Origin of the sequence: Shewanella profunda (assembly GCF_023283765.1) — a bacterium.
GTDB classification, from domain to species: Bacteria; Pseudomonadota; Gammaproteobacteria; order Enterobacterales; family Shewanellaceae; genus Shewanella; species Shewanella profunda.
Genome location: NZ_JAKILG010000039.1, coordinates 34,672 through 47,931, shown reverse-complemented (window position 1 = coordinate 47,931; position 13,260 = coordinate 34,672). Strand labels below are relative to the sequence as shown.

11 protein-coding genes are annotated in these 13,260 nt (G+C 46.6%); 8 read left to right on the top strand and 3 right to left on the bottom strand.

Going from position 1 to position 13,260, the window contains the following annotated elements:
- Window positions 1–493 precede the first annotated feature (493 nt).
- The 3 genes from L2744_RS16345 to fadI form a co-directional block, all read right to left on the bottom strand.
- Window positions 494–706 carry a hypothetical protein gene (locus L2744_RS16345; protein WP_248992923.1) on the bottom strand — a complete coding sequence of 71 codons (213 nt, stop codon included), beginning with the start codon at window positions 704–706 and terminating at the stop codon, window positions 494–496.
- Window positions 707–967: 261 nt separating this feature from the next.
- Complete coding sequence (gene fadJ, locus L2744_RS16340; protein ID WP_248992922.1) at window positions 968–3,100, bottom strand: fatty acid oxidation complex subunit alpha FadJ; 2,133 nt, start codon at window positions 3,098–3,100, stop codon at window positions 968–970.
- 5 nt (window positions 3,101–3,105) lie between these two features.
- Complete coding sequence (gene fadI, locus L2744_RS16335) at window positions 3,106–4,416, bottom strand: acetyl-CoA C-acyltransferase FadI (RefSeq protein WP_248992921.1); 1,311 nt, start codon at window positions 4,414–4,416, stop codon at window positions 3,106–3,108.
- Window positions 4,417–4,685: 269 nt separating this feature from the next.
- Between fadI and L2744_RS16330 the strand changes: the two genes are divergently transcribed.
- The 8 genes from L2744_RS16330 (at window position 4,686) to L2744_RS16295 (ending at window position 13,258) form a co-directional block, all read left to right on the top strand.
- Window positions 4,686–5,642 (top strand): AAA family ATPase, encoded by a 957-nt coding sequence (locus tag L2744_RS16330; RefSeq protein ID WP_248992920.1) that lies wholly within the window; start codon window positions 4,686–4,688, stop codon window positions 5,640–5,642.
- Between the two features lie 26 nt (window positions 5,643–5,668).
- Entirely contained in the window at window positions 5,669–6,622 is a 954-nt protein-coding gene (locus tag L2744_RS16325) for a DUF58 domain-containing protein (protein WP_248992919.1), read from the top strand.
- 79 nt (window positions 6,623–6,701) lie between these two features.
- Window positions 6,702–7,283, top strand: a complete 582-nt coding sequence (locus tag L2744_RS16320) for a DUF4381 domain-containing protein (protein ID WP_248992918.1) — start codon at window positions 6,702–6,704, stop codon at window positions 7,281–7,283.
- The gene (locus L2744_RS16315; RefSeq protein WP_248992917.1) at window positions 7,277–8,296 is read left to right on the top strand and encodes a vWA domain-containing protein; all 1,020 of its coding nucleotides are present in this window, start codon (window positions 7,277–7,279) and stop codon (window positions 8,294–8,296) included. The genes L2744_RS16320 and L2744_RS16315 overlap by 7 nt, the downstream gene beginning before the upstream one ends.
- Window positions 8,296–10,299, top strand: a complete 2,004-nt coding sequence (locus tag L2744_RS16310; RefSeq protein ID WP_248992916.1) for a vWA domain-containing protein — start codon at window positions 8,296–8,298, stop codon at window positions 10,297–10,299. Before L2744_RS16315 ends, L2744_RS16310 begins: the two co-directional genes overlap by 1 nt.
- Complete coding sequence (locus L2744_RS16305; protein WP_248992915.1) at window positions 10,293–11,939, top strand: BatD family protein; 1,647 nt, start codon at window positions 10,293–10,295, stop codon at window positions 11,937–11,939. Before L2744_RS16310 ends, L2744_RS16305 begins: the two co-directional genes overlap by 7 nt.
- Window positions 11,940–11,997: 58 nt before the next feature.
- Window positions 11,998–12,561 (top strand): sigma-70 family RNA polymerase sigma factor, encoded by a 564-nt coding sequence (locus L2744_RS16300; protein ID WP_248992926.1) that lies wholly within the window; start codon window positions 11,998–12,000, stop codon window positions 12,559–12,561.
- The gene (locus L2744_RS16295) at window positions 12,554–13,258 is read left to right on the top strand and encodes a DUF3379 domain-containing protein (RefSeq protein ID WP_248992914.1); all 705 of its coding nucleotides are present in this window, start codon (window positions 12,554–12,556) and stop codon (window positions 13,256–13,258) included. Before L2744_RS16300 ends, L2744_RS16295 begins: the two co-directional genes overlap by 8 nt.
- Window positions 13,259–13,260 lie beyond the last annotated feature (2 nt).

Sequence of the window (13,260 nt, the reverse complement as noted above, 5' to 3'; positions counted from 1 at the left end):
GTCTATTGATATTGCTGCAGTTCCTAATGTCCGCTTCAAGTCTATTGATATTGCTGCAGTTCCTAATGTCCGCTTCAAGTCTATTGATATTGCTGCAGTTCCTAATGTCCGCTTCAAGTCTATTGATATTGCTGCAGTTCCTAATGTCCGGTTTACCGATACAAGTATTGCTTAATAAGACATCATTATTAAGGAGATAACTATGCTAGATTCAATCAAAAAAGCACTCGGTTTATCCAAGCCAGCGCGTAAAAAAGTTAAATTGCCTGAAGGTTTAAACCGCCTTGAGGTGATCCCTGCAAAGGGTTGGTGGAACTAAGTTTATTATTCAAAGTAATAGTGATGAGTAGCAAACTGACTTCAACCCGTTACAACATTAGCTATATTGACAAGCCTTAAAAAACAATAAAGGGAGCTCAGACTCCCTTTAGTTTTATCCATTTTTAATAGACAAGCTTTAATAATCAATATTGATTATTAACTATTTGATAAATCAGCTATTGAGTATACATTCTTCATAACCACGAACCTTTCTTAATGCAAAAAGGTTATGTGCCGTAAATAGTGGAAATGCTAAAGGACCAAGAATTAATCCCATTAATGTCCAGCGTTTAACAGAAAGCCCAGTCCTAAAGGCTGCATAACCGAAATACCAAGCAGAAATCAATCCGACTATAAATATGCCAAAAATCACAACCCACCCCATTAAAAAATAATTTAAATCAACTAATTATCTAAAAAATTATAGGTTAATACAAAAAACTTGTCGTGTAAGTCCCTAAGACAAAGCTGTATTAACAGTCTATTAATTTATTGCTGCCAGTCATCATCACAAGCTCATCTTTATTAACGCGCCAGATAATAACCTAGGCGACACTTAATTATGGCTATTTTTTAGGCAAAAAGAGACCGGGAGGCAATAAAAAAGCGGCAATGTTCTGCCGCTTTTTTGTACAGCCATCTAAGTTTATCGATTAAAAAATCGAGTATTATCTTGTGCCATCATTTTTAAGCGCTTACAAGGTTCGAATCTGTTACCGAATTGACTTTGATAACCTTCAAGGATCCTCACTAAGTTCGCGGCGCCCAAAGTGTCAATATAGTGGAATGGGCCACCGAGGAATGGCGGGAAGCCAATACCGAAAATAGCGCCAATATCACCGTCTCTTGGCGATGCAATAATACCATCATCTAAACAACGCACAGCTTCATTGAGCATTTGTACGACACAACGCTCGGCAACGGCTTCCGCATCCTTATTGGTGCTAGGTTTAATCCCTAACACGCCATAAACGCTCTCATCGACGACTTTCGCTTTCTTGCTAGAATCTTTTTGGCCGTACCGATAGAAACCTTTGCCATTTTTACGGCCCTTTCTATCGTCGCTTAAAAGCTTGTCAAAAGCAGCTGGCGCTTTAAAACGTTCACCCAGTTCTTTCTCAAGGATAGGTGAAATCTTAGCGCCCACGTCAATGCCAACTTCGTCGAGCAAAGTAATAGGTCCCACAGGGAAACCAAACTTCACTAAGGCTTTATCCAAATGCTCAACACTTTGGCCTTCGAGTAGTAATTGCGCGGCCTCGTTCATATAGAGCGCCAGAATACGGTTTACGTAGAAACCCGCGCCATCTTGCACCACTATCGGTGTTTTACCTTGCTTACGGGCAAATGCTACGGTTGTCGCAATGGTTTCTGGCGAGGTTTTAGCGTGGGCAATCACTTCCACCAGCGGCATTTTTTCCACTGGCGAGAAATAATGTAGACCAATCACGTTTTCAGGACGCGTTGCGGCTTCGGCAATTTGGCTAATAGGCAAAGATGAGGTATTTGAAGCAAAAATCGTGTGCTCACCACACTCACGCTCAATGTCTTTCACCATTTGATGTTTAAGCGCTAAGTCTTCAAATACCGCTTCCACAACGATATCGGCATCTTTAACACCTTTATACTCAGTGGTTGTAGTCATCAGCGCCATTAAATTGTCACGGGCAGCGGGCGTCATATGGCGGCGTTTCACGCCTTTGTCCAATAACTTATAAGCGTAGGATAACGCATTGCTTAAGCCCTTTTCGCTGATGTCTTTGACGCGAACGGGGATCTTGGCTTTTGTGGTCGTCACAGATGCGATACCGCCCCCCATTAAGCCACCACCTAAGATCACCGCTTTTTTGACTTTACGCGCAGTTGCACCCTCTGCGCCGGTTTCTTTCTTCATTTCAGTGGTCGCGAAGAAAATGCTACGCAGCGCTTCAGATTCTTTTGATACCACTAATTCGGCAAAATGGCTGGCTTCGACTTCTAACCCTTTTTGCATCCCCTTAGCAATCCCTTGGCGCACGCAGTCAATGATCTTGGCAGGCGCTGGATAATTACCCTGGGTTTTCTTTTCGACCTGTTTAGTCGCTTGATCGAAAATAATATTACGGCCAAAGCTCGTGCCTTCAAGCAGTTGGTTAACCAGTGACTTTTTAACAGATTTTGGTGCACGTTTGCCCGCAAGTGCCATCTCGACTGCGGTTTGCAACAGAATCGTCTGCGGTACAACATCATTGACTAAGCCCATTTTCAAGGCTTGTTTAGGGCGAATTTGTTTACCGGTTAGCATCATGTCTAAGGCGGTGGTAATGCCGACTAAACGTGGTAAACGTTGCGTCCCACCGCCCCCTGGCAATAGGCCAAGTTGGACTTCCGGTACACCGAGCATAGTCTTGCCATCGTCGCTACACACCCTTTGATGGCAAGCCAATGCCAGCTCTAAACCACCGCCTAAACAAGCACCATGGATTGCCGCTACAACAGGGATTTTTAAGGCTTCTAACTCATTAAAAACCACATGCCCTTGCTGGGATAAGGCTTTGGCATCGCCCGCCGTTTTACAGGCATCGAGCATGGAAATATCCGCACCCGCGACGAAAGAATCTTTTTTACCCGAGATAAGCACGAGTCCACGAATATGAGGATCGCTTTTGATCTCAGCAAGGATCTCACTGATTTCAGGGCCAAACTGCGCTTTTAGGGTGTTCATGGTTTCGCCAGGAACATCCATAGTCAAAATGGCAATACCGTCTTCGCGGCGGGTTAAATTAAAGGTCTTTTCCATGCCGATTACTCCACTTCCACTATCATAGCCACACCTAAACCACCAGCCGCACAGGCTGTCGTTAGGCCAGTTCCACCGCCACGGCGCTTAAGCTCACGGCACACTTGGGTGATCAAACGGGTTCCCGTAGCAGCAAAGGGATGACCATAGGCGAGCGAACCGCCGAGCACGTTGAACTTGCTCATGTCGATTTCGCCAATCGCGCGGTTGCGGCCGAGTTTTTCTTCAGCAAATTTTTTCGAGCTAAACATCTGCATATTCGCTAATGTCTGCGCCGCAAAGGCTTCGTGCATTTCAATTAGAGTAAGATCTTCTAATTCCATTCCGGCACGTTTCAGCGCCAGTGGCGTCGCATAGGATGGTCCCATCAGCATGTCTTGCCATACATCGATGGCGCTGAAAGCGTAGCTCTTAATATAACCAATAGGTTGATAACCTAAGGCTTTTGCTCGACCTTCGCTCATCAGAATAATCGCTGACGCACCGTCAGTCAGTGGCGTACTGTTGGCCGCTGTCACTGTGCCATGCAGCCTATCGAATGCGGGGCGCAACTTAGCATATGACTCAAGTACCGAGTTTTCGCGGATATTGTTATCGCGATCGATGAACTGTTTATACGGGGGTATATGGGCGACCATGACTTCGTCACGCAAATATCCCGAAGCCCAAGTCTCACTCGCTAAGGTGTGCGAACGGTGCGCTAAGGCATCTTGATCGGCGCGGCTAATATTGTAGGTTTTTGCCATCTGCTCAGCCGTTTGTCCCATCGACAAGCCCGTTGAATACTCGGCCACTGCAGGCGGCACAGGTAATAAATCTTTAAGGCCTAAACGTCGGAAAATTTGTAATTTTTGCCCAAAGCTACGGGCTTTATTCAAATCGACTAACGCATGGGCTAATTTTTTCGACACTCCGATAGGCAATACAGAGGAAGAGTCGGCGCCGCCCGCAATACCAATTTCGATATTACCCGTCATGATAGATTCGGCCACGTTCACCGTAGATTGAAAGCTAGTCGCACAGGCACGAGTGACACTATAGGCATCGGTCGAGACATTCATGCCAGTACCGAGTACGATTTCACGGGCAATGTTAGGTGCAGCCGGCATTTGCACGACTTGTCCATACACTAATTGCTCAATCAGCTTAGGATCGAGTTCAGAGCGCGCCAATAATTCATTGACCACGATTTTGCCCATATCGAGCGCCGATACACCGTGAAACGCAGTAGCTTGCTTTGCAAAGGGTGTTCTTAAACCCATTACAATGGCAATACGCTCGCCTCTAGCATTCGTTACCTGTTGTCTATCACTCATTTGTCACCCTCTTTATGTGCGCAATCGCTGAGAGATTTCAGGCGGCGCTATCGAATTTCCGTTTTGACCTATTGTCATTGTGTTATGGTGAAAAACGCCCAATAACAGGTCTGACCATTAAAGTGTGATCTGATTCTAACTTCTTGTCAGCAAGTTTTAAACACCTGTTTGTTTTTTTAACACTAGCCAAACCCTAATGGAATTCTTTACCATATCCATGGTCTATAGCCCACACACGTATTTTCAACAATAAGAAAACGAGTAGCATCATGCCTTTGAGTCGCTTTCATGCATTACGCACTTACCTCAATAAGGTTGTTTTAGGGCAACCAGTATTGACCGAAAATCTGCTCATTGCCTTAATTGCCAATGGCCACTTATTGGTAGAAGGCCCACCTGGACTGGCAAAGACCCGTGCAGTAAAAGCCCTATGTGACGGGGTTGAGGGCGATTTTCACCGTATTCAATTCACCCCTGATCTTCTGCCTGCCGACTTAACCGGTACAGATATTTACCGTTCGCAAACCGGTACCTTCGAATTTGAAGCCGGGCCAATTTTCCATAATTTAATCTTGGCGGACGAAATCAACCGCGCCCCAGCCAAGGTCCAGTCAGCGCTATTAGAGGCTATGGCTGAAGGCCAAGTGACTGTCGGTAAAAATAGTTATAAGTTACCGCCACTGTTTTTAGTGATGGCAACCCAAAACCCATTGGAAAACGAGGGCACTTATCCCTTGCCTGAAGCGCAACTTGATCGTTTTTTAATGCACTTAAATCTTGATTACCCGAGCGGCGAGACTGAAATTGAAATTCTGCGCCAATCCCGTAAAGAAGCGTTGACCCACGAATTGCCAACCACGGAGCCGATCGCTCAAGCGGATGTGTTCGCCGCCCGTGATGAGGCAATGGAAATCTATCTCGCTGAGCCACTTGAAAAATATATAGTCGAAATCGTCATGGCGACCCGTGAGCCTTCGCGTTACAGTGACGATCTCACAAAATGGCTAGAGTATGGCGTCAGCCCGCGCGCGACCATTTCGTTAGAACGCTGCGCCCGCGCCCGCGCTTGGCTGCACGAGCGTGATTTTGTGTCACCTGAAGACATTCAAGCCGTTGCACCCAATGTGTTAAGACACAGACTATTGCTCAGTTACCAAGCGCAAGCCGAAGGTGTAAACCGCGACCAGGTGATCAACCACATCCTGAGCCAAGTTGCCGTCCCCTAGCGAGTCGATAAAAAAGGTCGAATGAAATGAGTGACACAGTGCAACCCAAAGGCTCCCCCAATGGCCTGCCGCTCTTTGCCGATGGGCTACACTTGACCGAAAAAGAGCTGCTAGCGTGCCAAAATATCGCTAAGGCAATGCCAGAGCGCAATAGCCGTGCTCGGGCTAATCTTGCTGGTCACCGCAGTAGTCTGATTAAGGGCCGCGGTATGGAGTTTGCCGAGGTGCGCCACTATCAACAGGGCGACGATGTGCGCACCATTGATTGGCGCGTCACCGCCCGCACAGGGCAAACCCATACCAAACTTTTTGTTGAAGAGCGTGAGCGCCCTATTCTGTTGTTAATCGACCTGAGCCAAAGCCTTTATTTTGGTTCAAGTTTATTGTTGCAATCGGTACAAGCAGGACACCTAGCCACAACTCTAGGGTGGAATGCAATAAACCATGGGGATAGGCTTGGCGCCTTAATCGCGAGTGGATCAGAGCATCTAGAGCTCAAACCCCGCAGCCGCCGTCAGGGCATATTGCAACTGATCTCAGGGCTGTGCCGCGTTCACGAGAATCAGCTCAACCACATGGGAAGTAGTCAGCGCGATCCCGAGCATATACTGCGCGCTTGTCAGCGGTTACAGCGTATCGCTAAGCCAGGATCATTAATTTGGATTATTACCGATGGCAGCCATTTTACGCCCCAATGTTTAGCTCCCCTTACGGAGCTTAAACGGCATTGCGACATTGGTGCCTACCTTATTACCGATCCACTTAGGCAAGGGACGTTAACTCTACCTAAGCAATTTAGTTTGCCAGTACGCGAAGCGGATCAAGACCTTGTGCTGACTCGCCATAGTTATCAAGCTTGGCTTTTACAACAACAGCGCCAACAGGATAACTTTATTGCCATGATGCAAAAATTACGGGTGCGCACTCAGCTTATTGATGCAGGTATTCCCCTTGCGAACCAATTGACCCTATTGCAATAAGTGAATGTAGAGCAAATCAGTCAAGCATAAGCAGTATGACAAGTGTAAATTCAAAACACCTAAAAGTGAGTCCAACAGAGTGAACACACAAACAGTGGATCCATCGACCTTGGATCAGGCAGTAAACCCCGCACTCGCGGAGTTGAAAGACATCATAGTCCCCGATCCCATCGGCGCTTGGCCGTGGGCGCTAGGCTATTGGTTAGTGTTAATCATGCTTATCGCCATACTGATAGTGACCTTAGGCTGGCTAAGGAAACGTGCAAAGTACTTAGCCCCAAAAAAAGCCGCTAAAAAATTGTTTACCACACTCGATAGACAGGCTGTAAATTACGCTTCTGAAGTCAACAGCCTACTGAAACGTACAGCCTTGAGCTACCTTGACCGTAACGAAATTGCCAAATTAGATGGCGATGCATGGGCAGCTTGGCTAGATAATTCTCTGCCAGTAAACAAGCGTGAGCGTATAGGACCATTGTTAGCAAAACGTCATAGAGCAATACCACTAACAGTAGATGAAGCCAATGAGTTACATGAACTTGCGCAAGCTTGGTTCTCGTCAAAAACAAAACTGGCAGCACCCATAAAAAGTAATAAAACCAAGGTGATATCAGTTATGTCGACATCCATAACAACTAAAATACCGGAGGAGCAATGCTAACGATTGCATGGCCTTGGTTATTGGTGTTATTACCTTTACCTTTGATTTTTTGGCGGGCGCAAAGCGTTAACGTGGATGGTGGCCGCTTGCAATTACCGGGCATAAGCCAAACCCGTCAATCGATAACAACGGCCAACACTCGCCAAAGCCGTAAACGCTACTGGTTAATGTGGTGCTTGTTAGTACTCGCTATTGCTCGCCCGCAGTGGCTTGGCAATCCTATAGAACTACCAAGCAAAGGGCGCGATCTTATGGTGGCGGTGGATTTATCCGGCAGTATGCAAATTGAAGATATGATCGTTAATGGCAAAACTGTCGACCGTTTTACCTTGATCCAGCACGTCGTAAGTGACTTTATCGAGCGTCGTAAAGGTGACCGTATCGGGTTAATTTTATTTGCCGATCACGCCTACCTACAGGCGCCGCTTACCCAAGATAGGCGCTCGGTTGCACAATTTTTAAAAGAAGCACAAATCGGTTTAGTCGGTAAGCAAACCGCCATTGGCGAAGCCATCGCTTTGGCCGTTAAGCGTTTTGATAAAATCGACGAGAGTAACAGAGTACTTATTTTGTTGACCGACGGCTCCAACAACACGGGTAATATTGAGCCAGAACAAGCAGCGCAAATTGCCGCTAACCGAAAAGTCACTGTTTATACCGTCGGCGTGGGTGCCGATGTGATGGAGCGCCGCACTTTATTTGGTCGCGAACGCGTTAATCCGTCAATGGATTTAGATGAAAACCAACTTAAGCATATTGCTAATGTCACCAATGGCCGTTATTTTCGCGCCCGCAATAGCCAAGAGTTAGATCAGATTTACCAAGAAATCGACAAACTCGAACCAGTCAGCCGCGATCAATTAAGCTATCGCCCCCAGTCAGATCTATTCTACTGGCCATTGGCGTTGGCGCTGCTCACTAGCCTGTGGATCGCCTTAGGTCAATTGCCACTCTTTGCAGCGCGCCGCGTCAGCCCCTCTGTCGTAACAACTCCACAGGGGAAGATTAAATAATGAGCCTACATTTTATTCGTCCCGAATGGCTACTCGCCCTACTGCCACTCGCTCTCGTGCTATTAATACTGTGGCGCCAGCACGAAAACCATAGTGCATGGAACCGTTATATTGCACCGCATTTAGCCAAAGTATTGGTCAGCCAAGGCAGTCAAAAATCTCGCCGTCCGTTGCATTTATTAGCCTTCACTTGGTTGATTGCGACGTTGGCACTCGCCGGACCTGCCGTTAATAAACAATCCTTACCTGTGTTTGCCGCCGAGCAAGGTCGCGTACTGATGATGGACATGTCCGTCTCAATGTTTGCCACCGATATCACGCCCAATCGGTTAACCCAAGCCAAGTTTCGGGCAACGGATTTACTGCGTAATTTAAAAGAGGGTGAAACTGGCTTAGTCGCCTTTGCCGGTGATGCCTTTACTATCAGTCCATTAACGCGCGATACAAGCACACTGCTTAATTTACTGCCGACCTTAAGTCCTGAGATTATGCCAGTGCGGGGCTCAAACTTAACGGCAGGCTTAACCCAAGCCAAAGCATTACTGGCTCAGGGTGGACATATTCGCGGTGATATTATCCTGATGACAGATGGCATTACCCCAAGTCAATTTGCTGAGGCCAATTCAGTATTAGGTGACACACAATATCGCCTTGCTATTATCGCTTTTGGTACCAGCCAAGGTGCACCAATCCGCCTACCCGATGGTCAGTTGCAACGCGATAGCAGCAATGAAGTCGTTGTAGCCAGCACAGACTTTGCGTTATTGCAAAAACTGGCAATGAACAATAAAGGCACATTAATTCAAAATCGCACCGATGGTAGTGACTTACTCCAATTACAACAGTGGTTGAGTGAAACTGGCGATGCCAAAGCCACTGATCTTGATGGTGAAATCTGGCAAGATCTTGGCCCATATCTTACTATTTTGCTACTCCTACCCGCACTGTTTAGCTTTAGGCAAGGTATAGTCGCTGGTTTGTTCACTGTGATGGGTGGCTTGCTGCTAACAACTGCGACACAGTCAGCCCAAGCCAGTGTGTGGGATGATTTATGGGAAACCGCAGATCAGCAAGCGATGCAAGCCTATCAATCCCAAGATTATGCTAACGCCGTGCAAAAATTTGAATCCCCCCAATGGCGTGGCAGCGCGCAATATAAAGCGGGGGAATACGAGCAAGCGCTGAAAACCTTTGAGCAAGATAGCTCAGCCAATGGCCTCTACAATCAAGGCAATGCGCTGATGCAACTCGGTAAACCAGACAAAGCCAAGGAGCGCTATCAAGCGGCGCTTGAACAACAACCTAACTTTCCCGATGCAAAGGCTAATCTTGCCCTTGCTGAAAAGCTCTTGGAAGAGCAGCAACAGCAGCAGTCGCAAAACAAAAATGATCAACAGGATAAAAACCAAGGTCAACAGGGGGATCAACAAAACTCGTCAGACCAAGGTGAGCAGCAATCAGGCGAGCAACCATCTGGCGATCAAGAGTCGCAGGATAAACAGCAATCCGACCAAGACAAATCTCAGCAAAATCAAGCGGGACAAGAGTCTGATGAGCAACAGGATAAAACCAACGCTGAACAACGTTCTGATCAAAATCCTGATCAGCAAAAAGCGGATGAACCTGACCAAGATAAGCAAAATGGAAATGATCAGGCTCAAAATAACCAGAATAAGAATCCCGAGGAAAATGAGCCTGTAGATAATGAGGCTAAGATGCAAGCACAGGCTAAAACCGATGCCGAACAATCCGCCGAACAGGAAAAGCAAAACGTTGGCGCCAAAGAAGCCCCAGAACAAAACGCCCAAGATAAACAAGACGCTGCAATGAGTGAGTCTGCCGAAGCGCCACCGACAAATAGCGAGCCGCTTCCACCGGAAATGCAGCGGGCACTGAGGGGCGTGAATGAAGATCCGCAAGTGTTATTACGCAATAAAATGCAATTGGAATACCAAAAACGCCGTCAAAACGGCCAAATATCAAGGGATAACGAACAGTGGTGATCAGACAATTTTTTATCCTCCTACTCCTTGCTATCGGAGTGACAAGCCCCGTATATGCCATCACTAAACTGGAGGCATCGGTCGATCGCAACCCAGTCATGGTGGGCGAATACTTTGTGCTTAATATCAGCGCAGATGATGAAATTGATACAGCTAAGCTCGACACTTCAGCCCTGTTAAGAGACTTTATCGTTGGCCGCACCAGTGTGAGTCGCAGCACTCAGATAATGAATTTCGATGCGGTCAAAGAGACCCGCTGGCAAGTGCTACTAGCGCCAAAACAAAAGGGGCAATTGACGATTCCGGCATTCAGTATTGATGGCGTAAATTCGGCACCTATTCCTGTAAAAGTGGTCGATAGTGGCAGCCAAGTTGCGCAAACAAACAATCTGTTTATCGATGCAAAAGTCTCAACCGATGAGGCCTACGTAGGACAGCTGATCACCTACAAAGTGAAACTTTACCTTGCGGTAGAGTTACAACGTGGAGTGTTGAACGCCCCCGTTATTGAAGGTGCACAAATCAAGCAAATTGGTGAGGATAAAGATGGATCAGAAATTGTTGATGGCCGCCGTTATCGCGTAATTGAACGCACCTATGGCATCATCCCCGATTTACCAGGCCAAGTGAACATTAAAGGAGCAACCTTCTCGGGTGATGTATTATTTGAATCCCAACGCCGTGGTGGCATGTTTGGCTTTAACGAAAGCCGCCCTATGCAGGCAGGAGCCCCGTCACTGACAGTGCAAGTAGAGCCAGCACCAAACAGTTTTCAAGGCCAATGGTTAGTTGCGGACTTAGTGGTACTAAAAGAGAATTTCCCCGAGGAGAGTAAAGACTTTACCCTTGGTAACCCGATTACCCGGACTATCACTCTTTTGGCTTCAAATGCCGATGAAAATAGTCTGCCAGATGTTGTCCAAGATTTACCTGATGAATTAAAGCAATACCCAGAAAAACCTCAACGGCAAACCTTTGTGCGCGATGCACAAATTGTCTCCCAGTACAGTATTACCTCGGCGATAGTGCCAACCCAAGCAGGCACATTTACCCTGCCAGAGGTCAAAGTCCCTTGGTGGAATCCACACCTTAAACGCCAAGAAACCGCCACACTGCCAGCACGTACAATCATTGTTAAAGGTGGAGCGGTTCCTGACGCAGCCGTGCAACCCACTTGGCAAGTTGATAGCGGTACAGAAAATTACTGGCCTTGGGTCAGTGCCGTTTTTGCCGTGCTTTGGCTCGTAACCTTAGTTGCATGGCGCCGTGCGCTTACACATCAAGCTATTGTAGCCACTCCCCCCCTTCTTCCTGTGGCAGAACCGATACAGGGTTTAAAAGGCTTAGAGCAAGCCTGCGCTAACGGCAATGCCAGCGATATTCTGTCGCAATTGCAGCATCACTTTAGTCAAACCACTGGCAATACCATGACCTTAGATAAAATTGCGGCCGTTTCTCCCCAACTAGCAGAAGCCATTAACCAACTGCAAATGGCGGCCTATAGCGCCAAAGGCCGTGCGAACGAAGGTAACCGCCACTTAAACGAGGCAGCCAATGCGTTACTCAAGGCCGTTAAAGCCAGTGAATTTATAGCATCGTCGAAAACTACGGCGCCTTTAAGTCCACTTAATCCAAGGTAAGACGTGAATAACTGAGCTAGAAGATATTGAATACTAAAATAAAAAATGAAGTATGAAAATGTTTGCTTCTTGGCGAAATAAATCCGTTGGACCGACGGTCTCTTCAGACATGATGAGCAAACAGCGACGATACAACAGCCTTGTTAAGGCATTACATGCCGATATTTTCCGTTATGCCTATTGGTTATGCGGCGATAAGCACGTGGCTGAAGATATTACTCAGGAAACCTTTCTGCGGGCGTGGCGCGCTTTAGATTCACTTAAAGATGATAAAGCAGCAAAAGCGTGGTTGATCACCATCCTTAGACGAGAAAATGCGCGTCGTTTTGAACGCAAGCAATTTGATTACGCCGATATTGAGCAAGACACGTTAGAAGATAGTCAGGGCAATAGCAGTGAAGAACTGGTTGAACAATATTTGATCCGCAGACATATTGCTAAGTTAGATATGGAATATCGCGAGCCACTGCTATTACAACTCATTGGTGGCTTTAGTGGTGATGAAATAGCTGAACTGATGGAGCTCAATCGTAATACCGTGATGACTCGCTTATTTAGGGCAAGAAGCCAGTTGAAAGATCTACTTGAAAAAACCGATGTGAGAGGTCAATCCAATGGATGAGCTTAAATTTAGACGTCAAGCTTATGAAGATCCTCATAATCAAGATCCCGAGTTTCTCGCACAAATGCGTCAGAAAAGTGAACATCAGACACTGGTCAATGAGCTAAAAGGCTTAGATGCCAAATTAATGCATGCACTCAAAGTCGATGTTCCCGAAGATTTAGCTGATAAACTCATTTTACGACAGCAGTTACAGCAACATCATAAATACCGTCGCCAAACGAGTTTTTTAGTCGCAATGGCCGCCTCTATCGCCTTTGTGGTCGGGATCAGTTTTAGCTTATTACGATTAGGCCCTGTCGATTTAGCTGAGCATGCACTTGCCCATGTGTACCATGAAGATATTGCGTTGCATATCGATCAAAACGTCAATGTTAACCAAGTGAATGCTCAACTCGCTTCGATAAAAAATCTCGGTAATGTCAAATTCACTCAGCAACCGGGTAAAGTCTATTTCACCTCGTACTGTGACTTTCAAGGGGTGAAAAGCCTGCACTTAGTCGTGCAAGGACAGCAAGGTAAAGTCACTCTCTTTATCGTGCCTGTTGAAAAACGCATGGTTTTAGATCAAACCTTTGCCGACAGTAAATATCAGGGAATAGGCTTTGAAACTGCCGAGGTATTTATTTTACTGGTAGGTGAAGAACTGTCCGATCTTCGTTATGTAAAAGAAGAAATCAACAACACCTTCATATAACG

What these genes read in the sequence shown, in the direction of transcription:
- fadI (WP_248992921.1), bottom strand. Translation starts at nt 4,416, where the DNA reads ATGAGTGATAGACAACAGGTAACGAATGCTAGAGGCGAGCGTATTGCC.
- fadJ (WP_248992922.1), bottom strand. Translation starts at nt 3,100, where the DNA reads ATGGAAAAGACCTTTAATTTAACCCGCCGCGAAGACGGTATTGCCATT.
- L2744_RS16310 (WP_248992916.1), top strand. Translation starts at nt 8,296, where the DNA reads ATGAGCCTACATTTTATTCGTCCCGAATGGCTACTCGCCCTACTGCCA.
- L2744_RS16315 (WP_248992917.1), top strand. Translation starts at nt 7,277, where the DNA reads ATGCTAACGATTGCATGGCCTTGGTTATTGGTGTTATTACCTTTACCT.
- L2744_RS16330 (WP_248992920.1), top strand. Translation starts at nt 4,686, where the DNA reads ATGCCTTTGAGTCGCTTTCATGCATTACGCACTTACCTCAATAAGGTT.
- L2744_RS16300 (WP_248992926.1), top strand. Translation starts at nt 11,998, where the DNA reads ATGTTTGCTTCTTGGCGAAATAAATCCGTTGGACCGACGGTCTCTTCA.
- L2744_RS16345 (WP_248992923.1), bottom strand. Translation starts at nt 706, where the DNA reads ATGGGGTGGGTTGTGATTTTTGGCATATTTATAGTCGGATTGATTTCT.
- L2744_RS16295 (WP_248992914.1), top strand. Translation starts at nt 12,554, where the DNA reads ATGGATGAGCTTAAATTTAGACGTCAAGCTTATGAAGATCCTCATAAT.
- L2744_RS16325 (WP_248992919.1), top strand. Translation starts at nt 5,669, where the DNA reads ATGAGTGACACAGTGCAACCCAAAGGCTCCCCCAATGGCCTGCCGCTC.